Below are 26,869 nucleotides of genomic sequence, written 5' to 3'. Positions count from 1 at the left end.
TGATCCGGTTAGAAATTAAATTTTATTCCCAAATTGCATCTTACGCCGTAATATTCAACCTGTTCCGGTCGGGTTTCGTCTTTTCCAAAATGGTAAATAAGCGGTTTATTCAGAATATTATTCACATCCGCGTACAAAAGAATATGTTTGGTAAACTGATAAGAACCTCCGAAATCCAGACTGCTGTATTTTCCGTAATAAGAATCATTGATATCGTCTTCCGCATATTCCACAGCATATTTGCCTTTGTAATTGTATGCCAGTCTTGCGTTGAATCCTTTTTTCTCGAAAAACAACTGAACATTGTATAATTCTTTTGCCTGATAAGGAAGTTTTACTTTTCTTCCGCCTGGTTTTACCATTTCAGAATCCATAAAAGTGGCGTTAAGCTGTGTTCCGAAATACTGCAGGAAACCGGGTAAAAAATCGAATCTTCTGTTGATGCCCAATTCGATTCCGCTTAGTGAAGCTGCTTTTCCGTTATTTGGTGCGGTGAACTGTACGCCGTTTATTCCGTTGTAGTTTCCGATGAAAGAATCCTGAAAAATCGGGTCTGTAATAGATTTATAGAATACTCCCCCACTCAGAATTCCCACGTTTGAAAAATAGTACTCTCCCATCAGATCAAAATTCAGGGAATAGGTCGGATTCAGATTCGGGTTTCCGCCTTTGAATTCGTTGTCCGCTTCGCTGTATGTTCCTCCCGGCGTTAAATCTCCGAAATTGGGTCTGGAAAATGTTCTCGTGGCGGCAAAACGCAGATTTATTTTATCATTTAGAGCGTATTTAATATGCAGCATCGGCAAAACGGCAAGATATTTTTTTGTGTTTTCAACAGGAACAAGGGTATTATTGATTACATTATATCCTTTTACTTTGGTATTGGTATCTGATAATCTGATCCCTCCTAAAATGGTGATCTTACCATTCACTTTATACGTTCCCATTCCATAAGCATCGGCGTGTTTCTCAAAGACATCGAAATTTCTTCCGAGTGCTTTATTGTATTCCAGAGCTTCAGAATCGGCTGTATTGATCTTTAAATTTCCCTGATTCTGCAACCAGAACTGATCCATTCCCGATGTCGACAGAACAGGGCCGAACGTATTCCCGATGTGGGTGTTCATTTCGCTTAAATACTGAGAGCCATTTGCCTGACTCGTAATATATTGTCCAAAATCTGATAAAAGCGGTGCTGTTCCGTTGTTCCAGTTGTAGAAAATATCCGAGAATCTGGCGTTCCGTTCTTTATCCCTGTATTTGAAGCCGTATTTTAAGGTTAAACGGTCTGAGGCATTGATCTCATGGTTAAAAGCAGCGACAATCTTATCCTTTTCCTCAACAAAGACTTTGTAAAATTCCAGATCGGTAAATCTCATTTTGGAAGCATCCATTTTAAAATTGGGATCGCTGTAAAAGCCAAATAATGCGTCCGGATCTTTATAGTCTAATTTTCCGCCATCGGCTTTCCAGTAAGCTCTTGGACCGATTCCGTGATTGGCAATATAAGCCGGATCAATTCCCACTCCGGATTGGCTATACTTGATGACAAAATAGGAATTGTTCTGTTTATCCGGAATATTTCCGTACTTGAATTTATTGTCATAATACGATAGATCCCAGTCGATCTTCCCTTTGTTTAACTGATGAACTGCGCCTAAAGAAACCGAAGTTAATTCTGTAATCAGACGGTTACGGATGTTCTGCAATTCCACTCTTGCGGTGTTGTTGGCGGAACTGAATTTATCAAAACGGATTCTGTGTTTGTAGTGCGTTTCATCATCAGACAGCGTTCCGTACATTCCTTTAAGATAAAATGTGGTTTTTGGAGACAGCACATATTCAAAAGCAGTGTTAATTCCTGTCGTTTTTCTCACTCCGTTGTAATCGCGAAGCTCTAACCTGAAAACACCTTCGTCTCCGCTTCTTTTCGCTTCAAAATTATCGGTAGACCAGTTTCGGATGAAGTGTGCAAAATTGAATAAATACCCGAATTTTTTATCCTTTGTTCTTCCGCCGTAAAGCAGTCCGATGTTGTAGACTCCTTTATCAGATTTAGCATTGTAACCGCTTCCCAGTGTTGCTTTGAACTCGGTTTTCATGGGTGGTGTTTTCGTAATGAAATTCACGCCGCCTCCGATTCCGTCGGCTTCCATATCGGGAGTGAAAGATTTGTTCACATGAACATAAGAGATAAGTTCTGTCGGAAAAAAATCGAAAGCGGTTGCTCTGGAGGTGGTTTCCTCTTCCGCTGTGGGAAGCCTGTTTCCGTTGATGGTTGTTGATGCCCAGAAAGGCGGCAATCCTCTCAGAGAAACAAATCTTCCTTCGCCCTGATCTCTCTCTATGGAGACTCCCTGTACACGCTGAACGGTTTCCGCAGCATTTCGGTCCGGTAATTTTCCGATTCCGTCGGAAGCAATAACGTTGGAAATATTGATTGCGTTTTTCTGAAGATTTAAAGCTCTTGCCTCGCTGTTTTTCAGAGATCCGGTAACGATGACTTCATCAATGTTTTTCTGTTTCTGAAGCATGGAGATCATTCCCAGATCCATAGTCTGCTGAGACTTCAGATCTATTGTAATATTCTGATTTTCAAAACCAATATAAGAGATCTGCAGGTCATAATGCCCCGGTTTCAGATCATTGACGGAAAACTTTCCTTCTAAATCGGTCATGATGATTTTGGAGGTTCCGGCAACCTTTACGGCAGCTCCCGGAAGCGGCTGATTATGGTCTGAAACAATTCCTGTAACGATCTGTTGCTGGGCAGAGATAAAGATACTGCAACAGGCAAAAAGAGGGAATAGAGATTTTTTTATTATCGGCTCCATTGTTTACATATATTAAATTTATACCGCAAAACAAGTCAATAATTTTAATATATGTAATTATTTTATATTAAGTAATGTTTAATAAATGAAGCAGAATTGTTACCTCAGTTTTACCTGCAAAAAGTATCGTATTTTTCTTTTATAATGGAAAAATATGAGTGTTAATCAGTGTTTCAGAAGACGGAACACCATATGCAATGCGTATTTGTTTAATAAAATTTTCAAAAAAACAAACGCTCAAAGATTAATTTAAAGTTAAATCAGAAGGATTGATAAAAAACAGAAAGTTGAGTATTTGTAAACTTTTATGAAAAACAATAATTGAATATTTGTAAATAAACAATTAAAAAAGAGATGTAAAATTTATCCTGAGTAAAAATACAAAACCAGCATAATGCAGCTTTCATTACTGATGCTCACCGGAACGTGCGGGAATTTTCCGTTGAAATAAAGGGAATCTCCTTCTTTTAATATCACTTCTTCATTATCGATCAGATATTTCACTTCTCCTTTCAGAATATATTTGAATTCCCATGCGTCGGTAATTACTTTTTCTCTTTTGGCATTGGGTTCAAGCGTAAGTAAAACCGCTTCAAAACCTAAAGAATGAAGGCTTTTGCTGAAGATATGCATGTATTTAAACCCTTCGGCTTCCACTTCTTTTTCAATAAGCTGCTGGTTTTCTTTGGGCAGATAAATGAATTTGGCGTTTGATTTTTTCTCAACCCCCTCAAAAAAATAACTTGCATCAATTTCCAGAGACTGGATTAAATCCAACAGCACGGGAAGCGAAGGAATCGTTCTGCCGTTTTCTATTCTGGAAACAAGCCCGTTGCTTACATTGGCTCTGAAAGCTAATTCGTTAATGGTTAAATTATTTTTTTTTCTGATGTCTTTCAGTCTTTTTCCAATGCCTATTAAAAAATCATTCATATCATTTACAGTTAGCCAGATCCGGTTATTATATGCAAAAGCAAATTTACTATATTAAATGACAATTCTTCTCAACTATCCGGAATTTGGGGGAAATTTAACCACAAAAGGCGCAAAAGATAATGATAAAGCTCAATTTCACAATAATTAAAGAACTCAAAAAGCATAAAAATCAAAGATTTTTAAAAACTAATGTGTTCTTGCATATGATACGCTGATTATTTAAAATCTTATGTGACTTATGTGTTTGAAAAAAAATCTTACATTAAATCTTCAACACTGTCATTTTGAGCGAAACGAAGTGGAGCCGAAAAATCTAAAATAACTTCAGACTAGAGATTCTTCATTGCATAATGCTTCGCAAAATTCCATTCAGAATGACAGTTTTTTTTAGATATAACACATAAGGTCACATAAGTTTTTTTACATTAATTTCTTTAAAATAAGATCACATAAGAAGAAAATCAAAGATTTTCAAAAACCAATGTGTTCTGATATAAAGTGTAAAAATTATTTAAAATCTTTTGTGACTTTGTGGTTAAAATAAAAAACCCAGCAGCCTGTTTAAGACTGCTGAGTTTATTTATCTGTATTTATTAAAATTACTTTATTTTCTTGGCGATATAATCGCTTTCATTTCCTAATCGGTCAATTGCTTTGATCGCCACTGCATTCAGTACTTTTCCGTCTTTATTTTTAGGAATTTCTCTGGAAAGCTGATCCAGTGTAAGAATTTCGGTTTCCCAGACTCCGTTGTACTGGGTGAAAAGCACCCATTGAAAAACATCTTTTATATTCTTTACGCTCCAGCTTACCTGCGCAGAATTTCCATTATCATTAATGAACAAAGTCGGGGTCTGCAGAGGGACGGCTTTTATCCACGATGTTTTAGGAACCAATGCTTTTTCTTTATAAGGACCGTTTTTCAGGGTGGGAAGCATATTGGCATTTTTGGTTAATCCGGCAATACTCCAGTGGATTTCCCCTGCATCTTTCCCTAACACCTGACGTGATATTTCGATCTGATTTTTAATTTCTGTCGGACGGTCTGAAGTTTTAATTTCTACCGTATTCAAGCCCGGCCACAGATGTCGGTTCATGGTGTTTTCAGATTTCCACCAGTTCAATAAGCCTTCAAACGGCTGTCCTTTCGATTCTATCGGCCAGTACAACTGTGGCGAGAAATAATCTACCCAGCCTTTATTTAACCATAATTTAGCATCTGCATACAGCTCATCATACTGAGAAGAACCAACCACACCTTCCGGATAACCGGGTTTCCAGATCCCGAACGGACTGATCCCGAATCGTACATAGTTCTTTTCTGCGTGGATTTCTTTGTAGATTCTTTCAACAAATTTATTCACATTATCTCTTCTCCAGTCGGCTCTCGTTAAGGTTCCTCCGCTGCTTACGTACGCATTCCAGGTTTTATTGTCCGGAAAATCGGCTCCTTTATTATAGGTTGCGTAAGGATAAAAATAGTCATCAAAATGCACGGCATCAATATCATATCTCGTTACGATATCTTTTACCACGTTCGAAACGTGTCCCTGCGTTTTCGGATCAGCCGGATCAAACCAGTACATTCCGTTTTTCAGGCGGATAACGATATCGGAAAGCTTATTCACCATAGATAAACTGTTGGGCGAGCCTCCGTTCGAATGATGGGCGCGGTACGGATTCAGCCACACATGAAGTTCCAGTCCTCTCTTGTGGGATTCTTCAATCCAGAACTGCAAAGGATCATAATTCGGATAAGGAGCGGCTCCGGTCTGTCCGGTCAGGAAATACGACCAAGGTTCCAGATTACTGGTGTACAAAGCATCTGCGGAAGGTCTTACCTGAAAAATCACCGCATTAAAGTTGTTGTCTTTCAGCATATCCAGCATGGAAATGGCTTCTGCCTTCTGCTGATCGACGGATAAATTATTTCTTGAAGGCCAGTTGATATTGGCAACACTTGCAATCCATGCTCCGCGAAATTCTCTTTTGATTTCCGGGAGATTGGTTCGGAAAGTGTCGTCATTCGGAGGTACTGCCGAAGAATCTGTACTGGTTATGGGAAGCGGCGGTTTCGGTATATTGGATTTTACGGAATTTTTTACAGGAGTGGAAGCTTTCACTGCGTTGTTCTGTGTGGAACAGGCAACAAATGATGTAAAAAATCCCGATAAAACGATCATTTTTAGGGTATTCATTTTCATAGTCTGCAAAACTACATTAATTTATTTTGTTGATTTTAAATTACAATAATAAAATGAATTATTTGGACTTTGATTTAAAATTACTGATGCTTTAACGCAAAGTTTTTTTGACTATTGACTGCTTTTAAGTTTGCGAAGGCGTTTCACTCAGGTAAACTCTAAAAGATTTCCTTACTTATAAGTTTGTTTAGAGTCATTTTAAAAAGTTGTTTAAAGTAAAATGGCAGAAAATTCTATAGAGTTTTTATCTGTATAGAAAACATATTCACAAGGCGTTCTGCGTTCCGTAGGAACGCTATCTTTAGAAAATTTATCGCAGTATAGATATCAATCCTATGGATTGATTGACGGATTTATTCTTGTTTCTACACAGATTCTGCTCCTAAAGGAGCAAACTCTTTTACTTTAAACAGCTTCTAAATTTTACCGCAAAAGACAAAAGACTTTATTGGATTTATTCAAAGCATTTCAAAAGTATGCAGAGAGAAAAAATCTTTAGATTTTTTTAAACTTATGTGCTCTTTTTTTCCCATTTAATTATTAAACTTAAACAATTACAGTGTTACAATCTTTTGCATCTTTTGCGGTAAAAAAGTTTAGACAAGTTTTATATTAATTTTGACCAAAGCCAGAACTTTTACCGAATATTTAAAGCAAGTAAAATCCATACCATTTTGATTAATTTCTAAAAAGATTCTTCATTTCATAATGCTTCGCAAAATTCCATTCAGAATGACAGATTGAATTTTAATTTAAAACAAAAAAGCCCCGAAAAACCGGAGCTTTATTATTATAAAAACTGAATTAAGCTTTAGCCGCTCTTTCCACTTTTTTTCTGTCTTCTTCAGAAAGCAATTTCTTTCTCATACGGATGAAGTTCGGAGTTACCTCAATCGCTTCATCACTCTGGATATATTCCATACATTCTTCAAGAGAGAATAAGATCTTCGGAGCAACGCCTGTATCTTTATCTTTACCTGCGGCTCTCATGTTGTTCAGCTGCTTCGCTTCCACGATGTTTACCACAAGGTCACCCGGTTTGTTCTGCTCACCGATGATCATTCCTGCGTAGATTTCCTCTCCCGGATCTACGAAGAACTTGCCTCTGTCCTGTAGTTTGTTGATGGAATATTCTGTAGCCGGTCCTTGCGTTTTGCTGATCAACACCCCGTTGTTTCTTCCCGGAATAGCTCCTTTGAAAGGCTTGTATTCTGTAAAACGGTGTGCCATGATCGCTTCTCCCGCAGTCGCGGTTAACATCTGAGAACGCAATCCGATCAGACCTCTTGAAGGAATTTCGAATTCCATGTGCTGCATCTCCCCTTTGGTTTCCATGATGTGAAGGTCTCCTTTTCTCTGGGTAGCAAGGTCGATTACTCTTGAAGCATATTCTTCAGGAACGTCTACTACCAAAGATTCGTAAGGCTCACAGCTTACTCCGTCGATTTCTCTAAGGATTACCTGTGGCTGACCGATCGTCATTTCATATCCTTCTCTTCTCATGGTTTCGATAAGAACTGATAAGTGAAGAATACCTCTACCGAAAACAAGGAAGGTATTGGCATCGTCGGTCTGCTGAACTCTTAATGCTAAGTTTTTCTCTAATTCTTTGGTTAATCTTTCTTTTAAGTGGTTAGACGTTACATATTTACCGTCTTTCCCGAAGAAAGGTGAATTGTTGATGGAGAACGTCATGTTCAGCGTAGGCTCGTCAATTGCCGTTCTTTCCAATGGCTCAGGATTTTCAAGATCTACGAAAGAATCTCCGATCTGGAACGCGTCGAAACCTACCACAGCACAGATATCTCCTGCCTGAACTTCAGTTACTTTTTTCTTTCCTAAACCTTCGAAAACGTATAATTCTTTTACTTTTCCTTTTGCTATTTTTCCGTCTGCCTGAGCAAGACCGATCCACTGAGATTCTTTAATTTCCCCTCTCGTTACTTTTCCGATTGCGATTCTTCCTAAGAAAGAAGAATAATCAAGAGAAGTAATCTGCATCTGAAGGGTACCTTCTGTAACTTTCGGTGCAGGAACGTACTGTAAAATACCATCCAGTAATGGTAAAATATCTTCCGTCTGCTCTAATGAAGTGTTGAACCATCCCTGTTTAGAAGAACCGTAGAACGTTGGGAAATCCAATTGCTCTTCAGTAGCATCCAGGTTGAAGAAAAGATCGAATACCTGATCGTGAACCTCATCCGGACGGCAGTTTGGCTTATCTACTTTATTGATTACCACCAATGGTCTTAAACCAAGCTCCAAAGCTTTCTGAAGTACGAATCTTGTCTGTGGCATTGGTCCTTCGAACGCATCCACCAACAAAATTACCCCGTCTGCCATTTTAAGTACTCTTTCTACCTCTCCTCCGAAATCGGCGTGACCCGGTGTATCAATTACGTTAATTTTCGTGTCTTTATAAGTAACAGAAATATTCTTGGATAAGATCGTGATCCCTCTTTCTCTTTCAAGATCGTTGTTATCCATAATTAACTCCCCACTCTCCTGATTTTCTCTGAAAATGTTGGTAGCGTGGATGATCTTGTCGACCAAAGTAGTCTTACCGTGGTCAACGTGTGCGATAATCGCAATATTTCTAATGTTTTGCATATAAGATTTTTACGGGTGCAAAAATAGTGATTTTTAATGAAATATTCACCAATAACTTTTGATAATTAACAAATTCATAATGAGGAATTTAAATATTAGCATCTAAAAAAATCCTCATAATTAGAAATATTATGTCAAGTTTTGTGGTTGTGCACAAATATATTTGCTCAAAGAAATTCTGTAAGCATAGAGGATTTAAATATTTACACTAAAGTCGTGTATCGTTTGATTTAATGATAGCGTCTATCAAGCCTTCAAGCCATTCCTGATGACCATTTATCATTGGATTTGGCTTTTGTTTAGCCAATTGCTGCGCAGGCTTACCAATTTGACTTTCCTGAGTGAGAATGCGTACTCTGTTACCCGGCAGATCTTCGATAAGCCACGCGTGGATTACGTCCAACCGAGTCTCTTCATCACCTTCTGCCCAACCATGCCAAGCTAGTCTTGCAGGTTCATTTTCTGAAGGAGGCACAAACTCGGTAACTTGAGCCTCTATCGGAAAACCAAAAGTCTTGAATCGGAAGCGTACATCATGATACAATTCATTATCGCCAGCTTTTAAAAATTCAATATCTGAAGAATTGGAGTAATAGGTTGGCCAAGTAAACGGATTAGTAAGGTAAGGCCAAACCTCAGAGGCGGTTATATCTTTTACGATCACCTCATTTGAACAGTAATTGTCTGTTGTGCCCGGAGTATATTTTTCCGGCCATATTATAGCATTTTGCTTCATTGTATATGATTTATATTGAGTAAGTTGTTTTAATAAAAAGTCACCGCTAAAATTAATATTGAAAAATATTCCTGCCTGCAAAAATTTAAAAATTTTACAATTATAAATATCTTTTAATATAAAAAGAATCTCTTTAAATTGATATTACATCTGTTTAATAACTAACTAAAGTAATTATAGTTGCAAAATTATTAATAGTTATCTATTTTTGCAAGAACTATCAAAATTGATATGTAAAAACAATGGGAAAAAACATAGAAGTTGAAGGAAAATATTATCCTTGTACAATAAGTCTCGCAATGGATTTAGTCGGTGGAAAATGGAAAGCTGTTATCTTATATCATCTTAAAGACGGAGACAAACGTTTTAATGAACTGCGAAAAGAAATTGAAGTAATTACAGAGATGACACTCAGTTTACAGTTAAAAAATTTAGAATCAGACGGTTTAATATCTAGAACTGTAGATGGAGATAAAGCTCCGGTAAAAGTATTCTACAGTCTGACTCAATTTGGCAGAACGTTTATTCCTGCTTTGGATGTTATTAATAAATGGGGACATTATGTAGCCGAAAAGAAAAACAAATCATAGATGATTCGTTATCGCTAAATACTTGGAAAAAAATGAAGAAATAATTTGCGGGTTTTCGTTTCGCAGTATTTGAAAGTTAGTGAAACAAATGAGTCCTTTTTAGAATTTAATAAAAAATCTTCGGAAAATTAATATTTCTAATAATACTTTCCGAAGACACAAACGAATTGCTCCTAATAATCAAAAGAGTTTAAAATTCTATCTATTTTTTATTTGGAAATCTGATCTATCCACTGGAAAAGCTCATCCAAATCGTAATCTCCACTATGAGGTTTGTCCCAAGGCAATGCATAGTCTACGTGATAGCCTTGGTTTGCAAGTCTCACAGCTAAAATAGCAGAAATCGCCAAACCAGTATCTTTATCTTTTGAACCGTGACGAATTCTCCAATATTTTGCTGCTTTTGTATGAGCATCCCCGATATAATTCATAGGATTCATCATTTTTACGATTTGTTTATCCGCTATCACTGCATTACTTACGGTACTATTTTTTAAGCTATATTCAGTAAAATGTTTTGCATTAAAACTTTCTGTTCCAAACTCTGTATTTTCTGCTGCTGATAAATCCAGCGCATCAAAAGCAGGTGGTGTTTTTTGTCTTTGCATATAGCGTACATACTCATCCCAATTAATGTCTGTTACTATTCCGTTTTTTATGATAAGAAAGGATCTTCCGAAAAGATCAGTTCCTGCCTTTAATGCGACATTAGCTGATACAATTACTTTTGTCTTCAAAAACTCTTTGAAAGAACCATTTCCACTACTATTTAATGTGAGGAGATTTCCCTTTTCATCTTTAAGTTTCAGAGAATTAATATAGATAGGAAATGTGTTTTTTAACTCCAATGAGACTTTCTGCTGCCTTTCATTTAAAGTTTCTGTAGCTGTATCGGCTTGAGGTCCAAAGAGTCCTCCTTTTTTGTAATCATTTATCCCGAAAAACTGCCATTCATAAGCAGCGTCTGCGTGATCCAAATTGGTAATTGGGCAGTAATCAGAGGAGGCATAAATAGCATCGCTGGTTTCTGCTGCTCCTATTTCTTTCAGGTAAGGCAAATAATCAGGGTTATCTCCGGTAGCTCCCAATAAAGCTGACATGGCACCACCAGCACTGGTTCCATTGGAAATAATTTTGTCGGCATTGCCCGGCATTTCGCGGTCGTTTAGTTTAAGATAACGAATCGCAGCCTTTAAATCGACCAGCCCGGCAGGTGCTTTCCCATAGTATTTGCCATCTTTATTTTTATTCGTGCGCCCTCTTGCTCCCGCAGAAGCTACTACATAGCCATGAGCCAAGGCCTTTAAGATGGTATTTTCTTTTTTGTCTTCAAAACCGCCCTGTGGTCTTTGCTGGTTATTATCGTTTGCCACACCGCCATTAATCGGAGGTCTAAAATTGTTTGACTTTGTAGATCCGGGTTCAGCAGGCATATAACCACCTACCTGGTTAGGGAAAAATATAGGGGCATTTTGGGCATTGTATCCATTAATACTTTTATTTCTGTAATATTCTTCAGGAACATAGAAATTAAGAACCTGATAAGTTGTGTCTACAGGTTTTTCAACATAAACAATTTTCTCAAAAGCTCTTACGCGGATTTCTTTACCTTTGTAAGTAAGAGTTTGAATCTCATATTTGTCGGGATTAAAATTTAAGCCCGAAATGGCTTTCCTTTCTTGTGCGCAAGAGAATAGCGATATAAAACAGAAAAGACCAACTATCGTATTTTTCATATGATATGATATGATATGATATTATCTTAAGCTAATGTTATTTCTTTATTAGTAATCTTATTGCAAAAGTTCTTCTGAAATGGAATGAACATCGAAATCTGAATATTGTAACAGAAATCAATCTGCTCTTAGAATAAGTATTCTTCTTTTATTCTTTTCTCCATTTCTATTGAGCAAAAATATTTGTTTCGGTAATTTAAATAAGAAAAATGTTGTGAAATGATTTATTTCTGGGATAATATATAAATTTTTAAAATTTACTCATCAAAAAAGGTTCGGGATAAAAAGTGAACTTTCTACTTTAAATGCAGAATGTGATCACAAAATATTCTCTTAGGGATTAACATATTAGTCATAAAATCTGTATATTTTTCTTCCTTTTTAGAAAGCATTTTCAAAAAGGTAAATGAAAACCACCTGAATTAAGACAATGCATCCGAATTTTAATACAAATGAAGTCTTCGAAATTTTATGCCTGAAGATCACCATTGCCAGAAAAGCCCCAAGAGTTCCGCCGAAAAAAGAAACCGCCAAAAGGTTTTTTTCAGAAATTCTCCGCTCGTGTTTTTCTGCCTTTCTCTTGTCTGCTCTGTAAATGATGAAACTGAAAAAATTGATTACCAATAAAAAATAAAACATAGGCAAATCTAAAATAAAAAAGGCTGTCTCAAAAGGCAGCCTCTTTTTTTTATTTATACACATAAAGTATATTCACAAGGATCCTGCGGAGGAGCTTCTCCACAAATAATATCAAAAGTACCGCAGTTACTTGATGACCCTCCATTCCATCCCCACTGAACAACGCATGTATTTGGGTCTTTACATCTTACCATACCTTTAATGATACCTCCCTGAATAGATTTCATCGCATTTCTAGAAACCTTTTTTAGATTTTTCATGATATATTTTTTATAGTTTGAGATATAAAAATATAAAAAAACATTAGAACTGCAAAATATTTCAACATTTATTGAATAAAAATTTTTAGCGGACTGATTTTAAAGATTTAATCATAATAACCGTCATTTTTAACTATAAATTTTAAATGTAAAGTCCGTGTTTTCAGAATTAACATTTTAAACAAAACAAAAAAGCAGATTTCATCTGCATTAAAGCAAACGCTTCATCAGTCGTCTCTTATGGAAATACCCTGTTCTGCTTCTCGACAATAATATATTTTCTTTGCTTTTAATAATTGTAAATATTAAACTTTTTAACTAATTTCAGAATAATTAACTGCAAAAGGGACAAAAGATAATGGCAAAGCGAATTTCAAGAATAATCAAAGCGCTCAAATGAATAAAAATCAAAGATTTTTAAAAACTATGGTGAGCTTTTTCATTTATAATGATCAGCTTTAAATAAAAAATTTAGTAGATCTTTTGTGCCTTTTGCGGTTAAATAAAAGTTTAAACTGACTTATTAGCTTTTATTAATACAGAACCTTTTTAAAAGTTTAAATAAATTCTTTTATAAAATTTCATATTAGTCCTACATTTGCACAATTTATTAATACAACTAATGACAGTACAGGATTTAGCAGGAAGCTATTCTATTCAGGGAAGCAATCAGGAAGAGTCTGCGGAAGTTTCTTATTACGGGATTCTCACGCTGTCCCTCGACGAAAACCAACGCATTATGGCTGAGTGGATGATTGGGGATCATCTGCAGCAAGGCACCGGCTTTTATAAAGACGGGATTCTGGTCATCAACTTCCGCTACGAAGGGGAAGATCTCAAAATTTACAAAGGTGTGGCGGTTTACCGCTGTATCAGTAAAGATGTTCTGGATGGTTTCTGGTCTGAGAAATATGGTGATCCGAGATTTTTGGGGAGTGAGTACTGTGTGAGGATTTTTGGATCGGAGGTGTTGAATTGAGGATCATTTTTACAATGAAAGTATAAAATCTGCTGTCCCAAAAGTCAGATTGACTTTTGGGACAGCGTTATTAATTACTCAGCAATTAACTTTTGATCTCAGACAAAATAATATCTACAATTTCCTGAGGCGTTATTTGGTTGTTGATGATCACGACCAGATCATAGTGTGATTCTAAAGTATAATCTATATCATACGCATTTTTAAATTGTTTCTTAAAGGCATTGTTTCTTTCAGGAATCGTTTTTGAAGATTCATCACCTCTTTCAGATTTTCTGAGTCTTTCTGACGCATCTTCCTCAGAGATTTTAAGAAAAACATGAAAGGCATTGTTAATAAACTTAAATCCTAAACGATAATCAATAATTAAATGTTCTTTTTTATTGCATTCATCAGCGAATTCCCTGTCAATTTCTTTATCAGTTTCCGGATTTTCAGTACATCTTCGCTGAAATTCAACAATACTTATTCCTTCATTTTCTGCTCTCTTCCGGATTAAATTTCCTAAAGAAATAAACTGATACCGGAAGCTACTTCACCGGATAATGTAATTTTTGTTTTCATATAATTTTTAAGTATTAATCCCATTGATATAAACCCCCTCTTTCTAAAAAGTTTCTATAGCTGTAATCCATCTCATCATAAGCTTTTTTAGCCCCCGCTTCCAATATTGGCCTGCTGTATTCCTGAAAGCTTTTTTTATTGGTAAAAAATCTTCCGGCAGGATCTATCATCACATAGCTGTCTTTCATTTCAGAATTATCTTCAGAAACCAATATTCCACGATCTTTCAAAAACTGATGGTTCGCTATAAAATGATCGAACTGCTGTTTATTGATCATAAATTCTTCAATATGTTCATCATTCTCCCCTTTCATCGGCAGAACCTGAAATACCTTCCAGCGTTTTGGCTGAGCATAAAGAATCAGATCCATTAAAGATTCATTGTAATTCAGGTGATGGACAACTGTGTTGATTTTTAATTGAAAACCATACCTCTTAATTTCATCTATAAGCGATTTATAGGCTTCCGCAGTTAACGGCTCTTTTCCTTTAAAAGCTCTTCCCGATTTAATATTGGTTTCATCATTCAGACTGTCAATACTCAAGATGATCCAGTCCAGATTCTTCTTGTTTTTCTTAAAAAACGTTTCATTCAGCTTAGTTCCGTTGGTCACCAGCATTGTAGTCATCCCTGCTTCTTTTGCAGCGGCAATAAGATCTGAAATCCATGGACATATTGTAGGCTCCCCTCCTGCAAAGGTTATTTTTTTTAAGCCCATTCCGGCAATCTGCTTTATCAGTTCCAGAGATTGTTCTTTAGGCAAATGTCCTTTAGGAAGTATTTTTTTAGCCTCCTGAAATGTTGCAAAGCAGAACCTGCATTTCATATTACAGGGTTCCCAGAGATGATAATTAACGGAAGGAATTATTCCTTCAAAAGATGTTTCCATTGTTTGTTTTAATAATTGTTTATTGTACAGGAGTATCAACAAAAAAACATCCGGAAAACAAAAAAATGCGTTTCCGGAAAACATAACCGGAAACGCAGGAACAAAAGCTTTTTTTTGAGGAATAAGAGCGTTTAGCCCAAAAGTTTTTTTATGTCATTCTGATAATTTTCTGACACAGGCAGGTAATGACATTTTGTCTTGTTTTTTTCATCAAATACAATGATTTCTACGTGCTCATCTTTTTTATGATAACACTGAATGTATCTTTTATTGACTCTGAAAGATTTATGAATCGTTATAAACTGGCTTTTCATCAGTCCTTTATCTTCCATTTTCGAAAAGGAAAAATCAATAAGATTCTCCGTTTTCCGGTTAATGAAATGAATCTGTTTGTTGTTGGACTCGGAGCCGGAAGACTTATCTGCGCTTAAATAGACGATATCATCAATCAGAACCCTGTTTCTTTTTGTTTTATTAAAATCCAGATAAACGTACTGAAGACTAGAAAACAAATACACTTCCTGTAAGAATCTTTTGAAACTTTTAACCAATTTTTCTTCCGTAAAAGGCTTGGTAATATGATCTACACAAATCCCGGAATCGCGCTTGAGATTCTCAATATCTTCGATGTATTCTCTGGTATTAACACTTTCAAAGAACACCGGAATCCTGATTTCCTGCGCTACTTCCATTCCCGTCATGCTGTCGTTACCCAGATCCAAATCTGCCAGCAAAATATCCGGCTTTACCGTTTTCAGTTCCTCAAAAAAATGATCTGAACTGCTGCTTTTTAAAATAATCTGAACATTGGGAATATGCTGAAGATACAGCTCCAGTTTTTCCAGTTGTTTGGGGCTGTCTTCGAGGATGGCGATGTGGTAGGTGTGGTGCATTTTATTTAATTAATTGTATTTAAAATTATATTTCCTATACGATCATCTAACTGTGAGAAAGAGTTTAAAACAGAAATTTTACCCAAACCACATTGATGGTGTTCATCTTCACTGATTTTTTCAAACCTTGAAAACTGATTTAACTCATTATTATTTGATGGATAAAGCAAAAGCGCCTTTTTACTCGTCCAATATTCATTGTACACATACATCTGTCTCAAATCATGCGTTGAAGGTTGCGACTGATCAATATTCTTCCATTTGGTGTCAATAATTAAAACAACCTCATCATTCTTTTTCAGGACAACATCGGGGCGAATAGTAATTCCGTTCCAAAACGCTTTTGAATCCTGCCCGTAAACTTCAATGCCTGTTCCTTGCGCCGCCTGTTTTAATTTGACCAAAACATATTCTTCCCAAAGACTGTTCATATTAAAAAGCAAAGCCAGCATTTTTTCTGAACCACTCGAAATATTAGGCGCATAATTCAAAATAATTAGTCGGGCTATGGATAAAGCCGTTTCGTAAGGTACGGTCTTTCTGGATTTCGGGACTTTGGAAAATGTGATTTCTGTTGCATTAATCTTTTTGACTTCTGGAAAATCAAGCTGTACTGTTTTACATTTACTATAAAGATAACTTCCTTTTGAAAGGTGAGCGATAATATCCAAAGCCTGACCTAAAATCTGATGAATTAAATGATCTTTTTCATACACTTGATGGGTGGTGTAAAATCTTTCCTTATGAACAAGATTTTTATTAATATGTCTAGCAAATTCTAGCTTTCCTTTCAGAGCTTTTACATTTCCGGTTTCCTTATAATATTGTTTAATTAAACCTTGGTGAATCAACAATTGCACCTCGTTCAGAAACCATTCAAAATAAATATCTAGCAGATGAATCGACTGTCTGGAAACATTGGCTTGCCCAACCTGTTGAATTTTCAGTTTTTTGGTTACACGCAACATTTCTATTAATACCTTTTGCCACTTTGTTTTGTTTTCCTGATCTTCAGATTCGTAACGGTCTATCTTTGGGAGAATCTCTATTGTGAGATTACCTGCCTGAATAACACCAACAAATTGCTTGAACACTACTCCATTATGTTTCAAATCAAAATATTGATAATTGTGTAGGGCGTTAAGTTTTGATAACGCTACAAAATGACGTTTTTCAAAACCATTTTCTCCAATGGGTAAGAAGCTGTGTTCAAAAACTTGGATTCTATTCATTATTGATTTGAGTTATTACCCAATAATATGTTTATTGCATTGATGATATTAAAATTGTCATCAATCGTTTTTAATCTAAGAATATTTCCTCCTTCAGGATAATTTTGTGTAGGAAAAGCGGCAAAAAATTTATTATCATATTTTTCTTGTTCATCAAAAAATCCAATCCCTAAAATCATCCCGATTTTTTCATAGTCTCCATAGAAATATTCCTGCAATAATGGAATGATATTAGTCTTAAAAGTATTTCTAAGATCTTGTTCTGTTTTTACGTTAATAAAATAAGAATGACCAATGGTGTGATCTCGATCCAGTAACACTTCTATTCTTTTATTTATTGTGGTTAATAGTTCGTCTAACTTAACTGTACCAATAATCATATCGTTAAGCAGGTTAGGCTTGGGCAACATTTCTTCAAAACAAAAACGTCTTCTCAAAGCTGTATCTAAGGCTTCTATACTTCGGTCTGCGGTATTCATTGTGCCGATAATGTAGAGATTTGGAGGCACTCCGAATTTGTTTTTACTGTATGGCAATTCTACTATAATTTCATTTTTACCAAGCCTTTTTGTGTCTTCAATAACAGTTATTAATTCTCCAAATATTTGAGAAATATTTCCTCTGTTAATTTCATCAATGAATAAACCGTAAGGAGGAGAATTCTCAAACTTAGCTATTCTTTCTTCTTTAGTATAACTTTCAATGGAATCTTTTAAGCTCAGAAATCCTGCAATCTTTGCTGCCTCGTTACAACATTCATAAAAAATTCCTTTTTCGATAGTGTAAATTACGTCAGCAGATTCATCGCCTACATCTTTATCCAATATAGGCTTGATTCCTTCAATAAAATCTTCATAAGAAAAGGATTGATGAAAAGTAATGAATTTATAGTTTTTAGAGGTGACAACTTTTCCCTTATAATCTCCGATCTTTTGTGATAATTCTAATAACTCATCAATTAGTTCTTTTTTTTCATTAACAATTTGCCAAACGGAATCATTTGATTTATTAAAAATTAAAGGTTCGGTTCTTTTGCTATATTGAACAGTGTCTGAAGCTTCAATTGTGTGTGCAGATAATTGCCCCCAAACTGTTTGGCTTAAACTTTTAGTATTTGAAACTTGTAGCTTGTAACCTACAAATCTGTGTTTTTTAATATCTGGTACCGTTAAACTTTTATTTTCTAAAAGTATAAGAGCAAACACTTGCCACCAACTAAGTTTATTGATGATTTCAAATTCAAACTCTTCTTTAGTAACAGTTTTATTCTGAACTTCAAAATGACTATAATATTCATTTAATAACTTATGTGTTTTACCAGTTCCTGGTGGACCATAGAGGATTTGATTTAAAGGTAAATTAATATCATATCTATGAATAATATTAGGTTCTATTGCGCTTATTTTTTCTTGATTTGAAAAAAAATTAAGATTTTCTCTTATCTTATTAATCTTAGTCAATGATTTTTTAAATTGATCTTCAGTAATTACAAATTGTTTTGTAATAGAATACTTATCCAATAATTCTAAAGCTTTATTTCTAAATTCATTTAAATAAAAATTAATATTATTCTCATAATCGTTGCTAGAAAATTTATAATATCCTACATTATTTTTATCTAATTTTATATTGAAAAAATCAGCCAATTCTTTATGAAAAGCTTTTTCATTATTATTACTTCCAACTTTAAACGAAATCTCAATATAATTGTGAAGTTTTTCCCCATCTTTACTAAAACCAACAACGAAACCCAATGTTTTTAATTTTCTTGCATTATCTCCTTTTTTAAAAAGAGGAACATAAATATAAGTAGACCCTTGAAACCAAAAACCTTTATCTAATCTCTTATCTTTAGATTGAGGACTATCTCTTTGTCGCAAAGAAAAAGTAAAATCGGATTTTTTCTCTCTAAATTCTAACAGTATATTTAAAATTTTATCCGAAATTTTTATTATTTTATCTTCTATTTTGTTAACCATATTGCTCAATTAATTTATCTATTCCTCTTAAAATTCTCCGCCTGTTCCAGCACATTCTTATACACCTCATCCTGCGTAATCGGCGGATAGCCGAACTGATGAAGCTTGACGATGATTTCCATTTTCAATTGTGCTTTGATGTCTTCTCTGTCGCTCCAGTCCGGGAACTTGGCGGTGTCGTCTACAATTTTTTTAATTTCTCGGGCGAGTTCCAGCATTTTGTTTTTATCAAAGGTAAAACCGTATTGCGTGCAGACCATATCCAGAATGTCGTAAAAGGCTTTTTCTTCGTAATCAATTCCTAAATCTTCAAAAGACGCCATTTCGGTACGCAGTTTTAAAATCAGGTCGAGGATCTGTTCGGAAGTATCGGTCTGGATGCCGTCATAATCCAAAATATCCAGTTCGCTTCTTTCGTTGTAGCTGTTAATGATTTTCTGAAGCCTTTCAGAAAACTCGATGCCTTTTACTTTATTTACTTTTTTAAAATCAGAGATCGCCTGTTTCAGCAATCTTTCAAGGATTTTAATCTTGGTATTCGGTAATTCCAGCGCATTTATTTTTTCCAGAAACTTATCATTAAACAAATCAATTGCGTTGGCTTTGTTGTCGTCCAGTTTAAAGATTTCTTCCACCCCTTCCGAAACAATGGCCTCTTCTACCATTTTACTCACTTTCGCATTCATTTGTGCGGTGTCGGGCGCTTCGCCTTTGGTCAGTTTTACGACAATTGATTTGATGGCAAAGTAGAAATGAATCTCATCGGTTTCTTTTTCGTTAAAGATTTCTGCACTGCAGGTCAGGTTGTAGGCCGCTTTCAGTTTTTTGGTCACCTCTACAAAGAATTTTTCAGATTTCTCTGTCATCAGAACAACTTCAGAAGCCCGGTTTAAGCAATTCAGCTGTTCAATAGGTGAACCTTTAAAATAATCCGTCGTGTCGAACTGATAGAAAAACTGTCTCAAAAGTTCCAGTTGATCTTTCACGATAATAACGGCTTTATCGATGTCTTCAAAATCATCTGCTGCCGTGGTATTATTGAACATTCCTAAAGCGTGATTCAGATTTTTCTTGATGCCGATATAATCGACTACCAAACCTTTGTCTTTCCCTTCAGACTTTCTGTTCACACGGGAAATGGTCTGGATGAGATTATGCGTCTGCAAAGGTTTATCAATGTAGATCGTATCGAGAAACGGCACATCAAAACCAGTGAGCCACATATCCACAACGATGGCTATTTTAAAGTTGGAATGCTTTTGTTTAAACTGTCTGTCCAGTTCCTTTCGGTCTTCTTTCGTTCCGAGGAGATTCCACAGGCTTTCTTCATCATCTTTGCTTCGGGTCATTACCATTTTGATGCGCTCTATGGGCTTAATTTCTTTCTGTTCTTTCTCGCTCAGATGTTCCGCAATGGTTTTCTCATTCCATTCCGGTCTTTGCCTGATAATTTCTTTGAATAATTTATACGCAATTTCTCTGGAAGCACAGACGAACATTACTTTTCCGGCAACGGTCGCTTTTTCCTCGATTCTTTTTTCATAATGACTGATAAAATCCTGCGCAATGGCTTCAATTCTTCCCGGATCTCCCAAGACAGCTTCCATTTTGGCAATCGCCTTTTGGCTGGCTTCCACGTGGTATTCCGAAGCGCCTTCTGCAACTGCATTTTGATAATACTGTTCGATTTCCACTACTTTAGAATGGTTCAGATTCACTTTTGCAGCACGACCTTCATAGACCAGGCGAACCGTGATTTCATCGACCACCGATTCAAACATCGTGTAAGAATCTACCACAGGACCGAAAACATCCAGTGTTTTATCAATCGGTGTTCCCGTAAAACCGACATACGTAGCGTTGGGAAGCGAATCGTGCAGGTATTTTGCAAACCCATAGGATTTCTTTACGCCGTCTTCATCAATGCGGACTTTCAAATCCAGATTCACCTGCGAACGGTGCGCTTCATCTGAAATACAGATGATATTGTTACGCTCGCTCAACACCTCATCATCTTCTGCAAATTTCTGTACGGTTGTCAGAAAAACACCGCCACTTTCCCTGCCCCGCAATCTTGTGCGAAGATCGGCTCTGGATTCTATATTGATGATGTTTTCATCGCCAATAAAGTCTTTGGCGTTGGTAAAATCTCTTGATAACTGATCGTCCAGATCGGTACGGTCAGAAATAATAATGATGGTAGGACTTGCCAATTGTGTAGAACGCATCAGCAGTCTGGAAAGGTAAAGCATTGTAAAACTCTTTCCACAACCGGTTGCTCCGAAGTAAGTTCCGCCCTTTCCGTCGCCTTCCGGTTTGCGGTGCTTTTGGATATTGCTGAACAGTTTGTTGGCTGCGTAATACTGCGGATAACGGCACAGGATCTTTTCTTCTTTTTTGGAAGTATCGGGAAACCAGATGAAATGATGCAGAATATCACACAGCCTTTCCTTGTTCAGCATTCCGTGAACGATGGAAGTGGCGGTATGAATGCCCGTTAATGCTTTCTTTTCGTCGCCTGTAATTTTATGCCAGCCGTAGAAAAAATCGTAAGGTGCAAACAGAGAACCCGCTTTGTTGTTCACACCATCGCTGATGATGCAGAACGCATTGTATTTCATCAGTTCCGGAATATCTCTCCGGTAACGTTTTGCCAATTGTTCGTAGGCATTAAAAATGGTAACGTTTTCTTCAATCAGTGTTTTAAACTCAAAAACCACCACCGGAATCCCGTTGATGTATACAATCAGATCCGGAATGCGCAGCTCTTTACCCTGAATCTCCAATTGGTTCACCATCTTGAAACGATTGGTTTCTAAAAGACTGGCTGAATCTACATCGATATAACGGATATGCAGATCTTTTTTTGCAGGATTGTTTCGCTTGAAAATCAGACCGTCTGCCAATAGTTTTCCAATGTATTTATTGCTGTCATAGAGATTGGAAGCCGGCTGATACGCCAGTTCATTAATCAGGGTTTCCAGTTCCATCGTTTCCAAATCCGGATAACGCGACAGCAGAAAATCACTCAGATCTTCCCGAATGAGGATCTCCTGGTTTGATGCCCGTGCTACCTTTTTGCCATTTACGTATTCATAACCTTCTTCTTTCAGAAGGTGGATGAATGATTTTTCTAATTGGGATTCGGTGTATTTCATAATTATTTTTTTTATAGCCTACGAACGAAATATCTTTCGTACGTAAATATCTCATTAAATACCGTTATCATAAAACCTATCTTCTTTCCAGAGAATCGGATTGTTTTTTATGTATTCTGATATTCTGTGGTAATCCTTTTCGTTTCTTATAATGTGGTCATAATAATTCCTTTGCCACACATTCATAACATTGGTATTATTACGCATCCATTTTGTAACCCCGATTTTAAACCCGCGAACAACGGAACCAATTGTTTTTGATGGTGACCGCCATAGGGACGAAAAATTTTTCGCCCCATTCGCCATTTCCACATTTTTCGCCCCTATATTCGCCATTTCTGCATCGGCATCATTTCCCCCATTCATAACATTTCTCTTTGCATTTGTAATTTCTGCATCTTTCGCCTCATTCGCCATTTCTATATTTTTTCCACCATTCCCTATTTCCGGATCATTCACACCAAAATTATGGGGCAATGGTTGATGAGGCAATAATGGTTATTGGGGTAATGATGGGTTGGGCGAATAATTATTCGCCCCAACAAATTCAATAATGCCGTGGATATGATTGGGCATAATAATAAATTCGTGCAGCACCACATTTGGAAAATGATTCGGAATATCCAACCAACATTGTTGTGCCTGAATTCCTGCATCATTCAATTGTAAACATTTCTCTGCAATTTTCCCAAACAAATGTGCTCTATCCTGATAACAAATCGTAATAAAATACAATCCTTCCCGGCTATAATCATAGCCTTGTAACCGTATCGAGCGGCGATGGTGTTTTTGGGGATTGTAGTGATTCATAGATTACTTTTCTAATTGGGATTTGGTGTATTTCATTGATTTAGATTATCAGTTGGCTTATAATTAGATTTATGGAAATCAACTCTATCTCTGATGAATTTTTCAGAAAAATAATATCTGTATAATTTTAGGACTTTCCAACCTTCAGCAACTTTTGTCTTATCAACGAAATTACTTTTTATAAACTGAAAGCTTAAAAGTACTAAAATTAAAAATATCCAAAATATCATAGTGACATTATCTGAAATAGTTTTAAGCCAATCTGTAATTGAATTTATTCTAAAAATCACCACAGTGATAATAATAATAAAAAATTCAGGAATTAAACATTTAAGAAAATATTGAAGGTTTTTTTTATTTATATTTTTATCATTTTGTGCTTCTTGTCTTGACCATTTTAACTTTTCATGTTCAAATACCTCCTCCGCTTTTTTTTGCTTTTCCAAACTTTCTTTCTCATAAAAATATTGCAATTTTTTCTCCTGCTCTTTCAGCTTTTTATCTTTAAGAATATTTTCTTCGTATGCTCTGTTAAGGTAGTCTTCATTTTCAAGAAAATCTAATGAATTATCTACAGTATCAACAACAATTTTCTCTGGATTTGAGATTTTAGACTTTAATTCAAGATTGTAAATTTTAATTTCTTCTTCACTAAGTTCATTATTTCTAACTCTTTCTGAAAACTCATCGAACTTTTCAACGACTGAATTTTGTAAATGAGAAGAAATAATAATTTTAGCTTTATTAATTAAATCAAATGTCTTTGGTAAACAATCCTTATGTTGATTTAAACCTTTGTTTAAATAGAACCAAAATTTTGTGGTCACAAAATCCATTTCTTTACAATAAGTAAAATCTCCTTCTTTAATCTTTAATAAGTTATTATGACCTAAATATCTCGCTAAAGAATTTTCTGATATATACAAATAAGAGCATTTTTCAAAGTTAACTTTAGAATTTCCTTTACGAAGACAATTTATCTTTGTGAAAATCTTAATTAATTCTACAGTATCTACTTCATTAAAAATTCTATTTTTTTCTTTAGAAATTTTTTCAATCTCTTCTAAAATTGTTTTATCCTCTAAATTATATCTTTCCAATTCCTCAATGGAGCATTCGTAATCGTCTTCATAAATACCCAAATTAAGTAGTCCTCTATAAAACAAAGTTTTACGTAACGCCACATCAGAAACTTCTTTAGCATTATTGACTATGTCTACCATTGCAGGTTTACTAATTTTCAAACTTAATTTTCCTGATTTGATCTTTTCCGCAGTAGAAAAAAAATTATCAATTTCTAACTTTGTTTCAGTAAAATATTTTAATTCAATTGTCTTTTTTCCACCTTTATTTTTTATATTGATTTCCTGTACCAATGTATAAAAATCATTGAACATCTCCTTATATAGTTCACCATTTAGCCCTTGCGAATTAAATAAATATTCAGTTCCCAAATAGATTGTTAAATTATTTTTCCACGTGCCAAGCTCGTTTAGGTCCGGGGAATACTTAATTCCTTCATATAAAATTAAACCTTCTTTAATGCTTAACAGAATATCTCTAAAATTTCCATTTCCTTCATTTTTTACAAAAAAAGCACTTATATAATTAGAATACTCTTCAGAATACCCATTATCAAGTAAATATTCATAAAAATTATCCTCTAATTTTCGTTGTTGTTGCGATGTTAGTTTACGCTGCGTTCTTTCCTCAATAAACTTAATTAAGTTTAAAAACAGATTTTTATGTTCGTTATTAATAGTATTATACTTATCCTTAATAGCATCTCTTCCGTGATTTTGTGTAATTTCAAAATTATAGACTAAGCCATTTCTATTTAACTTTTTGTTTAGCCTATTATTTAATACTGTCTTAAGAACAGCTTCTGGAATATCAAAACCAAAAGTGCTTTCCATAAGCAATTTTAGTTCTGCAGATGTAAATGAATATTTAGATTCTATCGTACAAATACCCAGAATAAAATCTCCTATTATATCGAAAATATCCTTGTCTGAATTACTATATAATTCACTAAATAGCGCTACAGATGATAATAAATTTTTATTTTTCATAAGTTATTAGATAATTTTGAGTGATTAAGCAAATTGCACAAGTGTCCTTTACGCGGAAACAGTAATTATTTATATAAGTTTTATTATTTGATTCTCATTATCCTATCAACATTCTCCTCAGACATGTTCAATTCTCTCAACTTTTTTACAGATAGTCTGTAGGGATACTTTCTGTCAGTTGGTAAATGAGCAAGTAATTTATTAAAAAGCAGTTCTCCTGTTCCATTATAAATTTCTTCAAATGTACCATCTTCATAGAGTTGCACTGCAATAAAATATTTTGGTTTTCGATCAATATGTTTAGTAAAATAAAAATACTCTTTAAAGGAAGCTTTTATCTGGACTTCTCTTTCCTTTGAATCTGTCACAAACCCATCGTGAATGTGAGTATTATCTCCATAAAGAGTTAACCCATAATGTTCTGCAACCAATACTTCTCCTATATCTCCTACCAGCTTTCCATCTAAAGTAAAATTCTTTTTGTGATGCCTGTATTTTTCCTTTAATATATTAATCGTAGTGAACAGTATTTTAAACTCATCTTTCATACTTCTTTATATAACATCATAATTATATCAGTTTTCTACACCCCTTCAACCTCTGCCAGCAATTCAAAAAACTTATTGATTTCATTTTTTATAATCCCTTTCATCTCGCCGCTGATAATGGCTTTCATTGCATCAGCCTGCCAATTCTGATATTTAGGAAATCTGGTGTACGCAAGCCTTGCATTTCCGCCTCCTACTTTTTCTTTAATCTTTGAAAGCGCTGATGTATCAACCTGATCATTTTTAGGAGCCAGACCAATGATACAGTTTCTTAATCCCTGCGCTCCGAATTCTATGAATACTTTGTAATTTTTCCAATGAGGAACTGAAAACTGGAAACCCGCCCAGCTCGTGTTAACGTAGTCTCCCGGATCACTTAGCAGATCAAGTCCCATTTCTTCGCACAGTTCTTCAAGCTGTTTAAGGAAAACAGTATTGATCAGATTATTTTTTACATTGCTGAGATTGTCAGAGATCATAAAAACGGCATCTAAATTTTCCGTTAATGACAGTTGGTCGAATAATTCTTTATCCATGGCTGAAGTTGTATTTTGATTGGTTAACTCTTTAAGGTGATTGCTGTATTGTATCAGTGTTTCCCGGACAATAGGAGACCTTACCGCTATTTCAATGCACCGCTCCAGCCAGTCTAAGATGACTTCACAATAAGAAACCTGCAGATAATCTGTTTTATCAGGTGCAGTCTGTGGAGATTCATTCCCCCATAATGTTAAATAAAGCAATTTAAACGCAGTCCCGTATTGCTGGACCCCGAAAGCATGATACCTTTTCAGCTGCTCGAATTGATCGTTTGCATATATTTTATTTTCTATTAAAATAGCTTCGCCCGAAGAATTCTTTATTAAAATATCAAGTCTTCCAAACCGTGTAGCATATTCCCGGTGTACTTCGACATCCTGATATCCAAAAACATATTCCGGAGGCAATATACCCGATTTAATGAGCGTATTGATAAAAGCATCTAAAAATTTATGGTGCAGCTGATGGCTTCCATTGGGATCTAACAGTTCTGCAAGGATGGATGAATGTGTATTTTCATAATGATTAACCCCACAGATCCTGAACATATTAAATGAATCATCATTCTTAGCAAGCTCTGATTTTCTATTTTTAATTATCCAGTTAACTTCCTGAAGAAGCTTTGCGATTTCTTTCATGGTAAGAGTTTTCAGGTTTAG

20 protein-coding genes are annotated in these 26,869 nt (G+C 35.3%); 2 read left to right on the top strand and 18 right to left on the bottom strand.

Translation table 11 applies throughout. The features are described 5' to 3' along the window. Positions 1-8: 8 nt before the first annotated feature. From AC52CF_RS08355 to AC52CF_RS08335, 5 genes are all read right to left on the bottom strand, one after another. On the bottom strand, positions 9-2,834 hold the full coding sequence (locus AC52CF_RS08355) for a TonB-dependent receptor (protein WP_496518052.1): 2,826 nt from the start codon (positions 2,832-2,834) through the stop codon (positions 9-11). 363 nt (positions 2,835-3,197) lie between these two features. Then, positions 3,198-3,767, bottom strand: coding sequence for a helix-turn-helix domain-containing protein (locus AC52CF_RS08350; RefSeq protein WP_084196320.1), 570 nt, complete (start codon positions 3,765-3,767; stop codon positions 3,198-3,200). A 602-nt stretch (positions 3,768-4,369) separates the two neighbouring features. Next, positions 4,370-5,968 (bottom strand): glycoside hydrolase family 10-like protein, encoded by a 1,599-nt coding sequence (locus AC52CF_RS08345; protein WP_317195189.1) that lies wholly within the window; start codon positions 5,966-5,968, stop codon positions 4,370-4,372. 810 nt (positions 5,969-6,778) lie between these two features. After that, positions 6,779-8,584 carry a translational GTPase TypA gene (gene typA / locus AC52CF_RS08340; protein ID WP_214590006.1) on the bottom strand — a complete coding sequence of 602 codons (1,806 nt, stop codon included), beginning with the start codon at positions 8,582-8,584 and terminating at the stop codon, positions 6,779-6,781. 208 nt (positions 8,585-8,792) lie between these two features. Further along, on the bottom strand, positions 8,793-9,401 hold the full coding sequence (locus AC52CF_RS08335; protein WP_214590007.1) for an SRPBCC family protein: 609 nt from the start codon (positions 9,399-9,401) through the stop codon (positions 8,793-8,795). Positions 9,402-9,562: 161 nt separating this feature from the next. On the opposite strand from AC52CF_RS08335, the gene AC52CF_RS08330 reads away from it, so the two are divergent. Continuing rightward, positions 9,563-9,910, top strand: coding sequence for a winged helix-turn-helix transcriptional regulator (locus AC52CF_RS08330; protein ID WP_214590008.1), 348 nt, complete (start codon positions 9,563-9,565; stop codon positions 9,908-9,910). Positions 9,911-10,119: 209 nt separating this feature from the next. Here AC52CF_RS08330 and AC52CF_RS08325 read toward each other — a convergent pair whose 3' ends face one another. From AC52CF_RS08325 to AC52CF_RS08315, 3 genes are all read right to left on the bottom strand, one after another. Next, a complete protein-coding gene (locus tag AC52CF_RS08325; RefSeq protein ID WP_375181221.1) occupies positions 10,120-11,646 on the bottom strand; it encodes a subtype B tannase in 1,527 nt (508 codons plus the stop codon). A 381-nt stretch (positions 11,647-12,027) separates the two neighbouring features. Beyond that, positions 12,028-12,285, bottom strand: a complete 258-nt coding sequence (locus AC52CF_RS08320) for a DUF1294 domain-containing protein (protein ID WP_375181220.1) — start codon at positions 12,283-12,285, stop codon at positions 12,028-12,030. 53 nt (positions 12,286-12,338) lie between these two features. Further along, positions 12,339-12,545 (bottom strand): bacteriocin-like protein, encoded by a 207-nt coding sequence (locus tag AC52CF_RS08315; RefSeq protein WP_214590011.1) that lies wholly within the window; start codon positions 12,543-12,545, stop codon positions 12,339-12,341. Positions 12,546-13,167: 622 nt separating this feature from the next. Between AC52CF_RS08315 and AC52CF_RS08310 the strand changes: the two genes are divergently transcribed. After that, a complete protein-coding gene (locus AC52CF_RS08310; protein ID WP_375181218.1) occupies positions 13,168-13,524 on the top strand; it encodes a hypothetical protein in 357 nt (118 codons plus the stop codon). Between the two features lie 578 nt (positions 13,525-14,102). On the opposite strand, the gene AC52CF_RS08305 is transcribed toward AC52CF_RS08310, so the two are convergent. The 10 genes from AC52CF_RS08305 to AC52CF_RS08260 all read right to left on the bottom strand — a co-directional run bounded on the left by AC52CF_RS08305 (position 14,103) and on the right by AC52CF_RS08260 (position 26,848). Beyond that, a complete protein-coding gene (locus AC52CF_RS08305; protein WP_375181216.1) occupies positions 14,103-14,978 on the bottom strand; it encodes a viperin family antiviral radical SAM protein in 876 nt (291 codons plus the stop codon). Between the two features lie 131 nt (positions 14,979-15,109). After that, positions 15,110-15,871, bottom strand: a complete 762-nt coding sequence (locus AC52CF_RS08300; protein ID WP_375181215.1) for a LytR/AlgR family response regulator transcription factor — start codon at positions 15,869-15,871, stop codon at positions 15,110-15,112. 5 nt (positions 15,872-15,876) lie between these two features. Then, complete coding sequence (locus AC52CF_RS08295; RefSeq protein WP_214590016.1) at positions 15,877-17,103, bottom strand: McrC family protein; 1,227 nt, start codon at positions 17,101-17,103, stop codon at positions 15,877-15,879. Then, entirely contained in the window at positions 17,103-19,082 is a 1,980-nt protein-coding gene (locus AC52CF_RS08290; RefSeq protein WP_214590017.1) for an McrB family protein, read from the bottom strand. Before AC52CF_RS08290 ends, AC52CF_RS08295 begins: the two co-directional genes overlap by 1 nt. 14 nt (positions 19,083-19,096) lie before the next feature. Further along, positions 19,097-22,240 carry a type I restriction endonuclease subunit R gene (locus AC52CF_RS08285; RefSeq protein WP_214590018.1) on the bottom strand — a complete coding sequence of 1,048 codons (3,144 nt, stop codon included), beginning with the start codon at positions 22,238-22,240 and terminating at the stop codon, positions 19,097-19,099. A gap of 54 nt (positions 22,241-22,294) precedes the next feature. Then, complete coding sequence (locus tag AC52CF_RS08280; protein ID WP_496518051.1) at positions 22,295-22,732, bottom strand: transposase; 438 nt, start codon at positions 22,730-22,732, stop codon at positions 22,295-22,297. 6 nt (positions 22,733-22,738) lie between these two features. After that, entirely contained in the window at positions 22,739-23,050 is a 312-nt protein-coding gene (locus tag AC52CF_RS08275; RefSeq protein WP_290266423.1) for a transposase, read from the bottom strand. A gap of 32 nt (positions 23,051-23,082) precedes the next feature. Next, positions 23,083-25,122 (bottom strand): hypothetical protein, encoded by a 2,040-nt coding sequence (locus tag AC52CF_RS08270; RefSeq protein ID WP_214590020.1) that lies wholly within the window; start codon positions 25,120-25,122, stop codon positions 23,083-23,085. An 83-nt stretch (positions 25,123-25,205) separates the two neighbouring features. Continuing rightward, positions 25,206-25,670, bottom strand: a complete 465-nt coding sequence (locus AC52CF_RS08265; protein WP_214590021.1) for a DUF6998 domain-containing protein — start codon at positions 25,668-25,670, stop codon at positions 25,206-25,208. Positions 25,671-25,705: 35 nt separating this feature from the next. Continuing rightward, a complete protein-coding gene (locus AC52CF_RS08260; protein ID WP_496518050.1) occupies positions 25,706-26,848 on the bottom strand; it encodes a PDDEXK-like family protein in 1,143 nt (380 codons plus the stop codon). Positions 26,849-26,869 lie beyond the last annotated feature (21 nt).

It is taken from the genome of Chryseobacterium sp. 2P (genome assembly GCF_059579425.1).
Note: the sequence above shows the minus strand (reverse complement) of the source record. Positions and strands in the feature narration are given on the sequence as shown.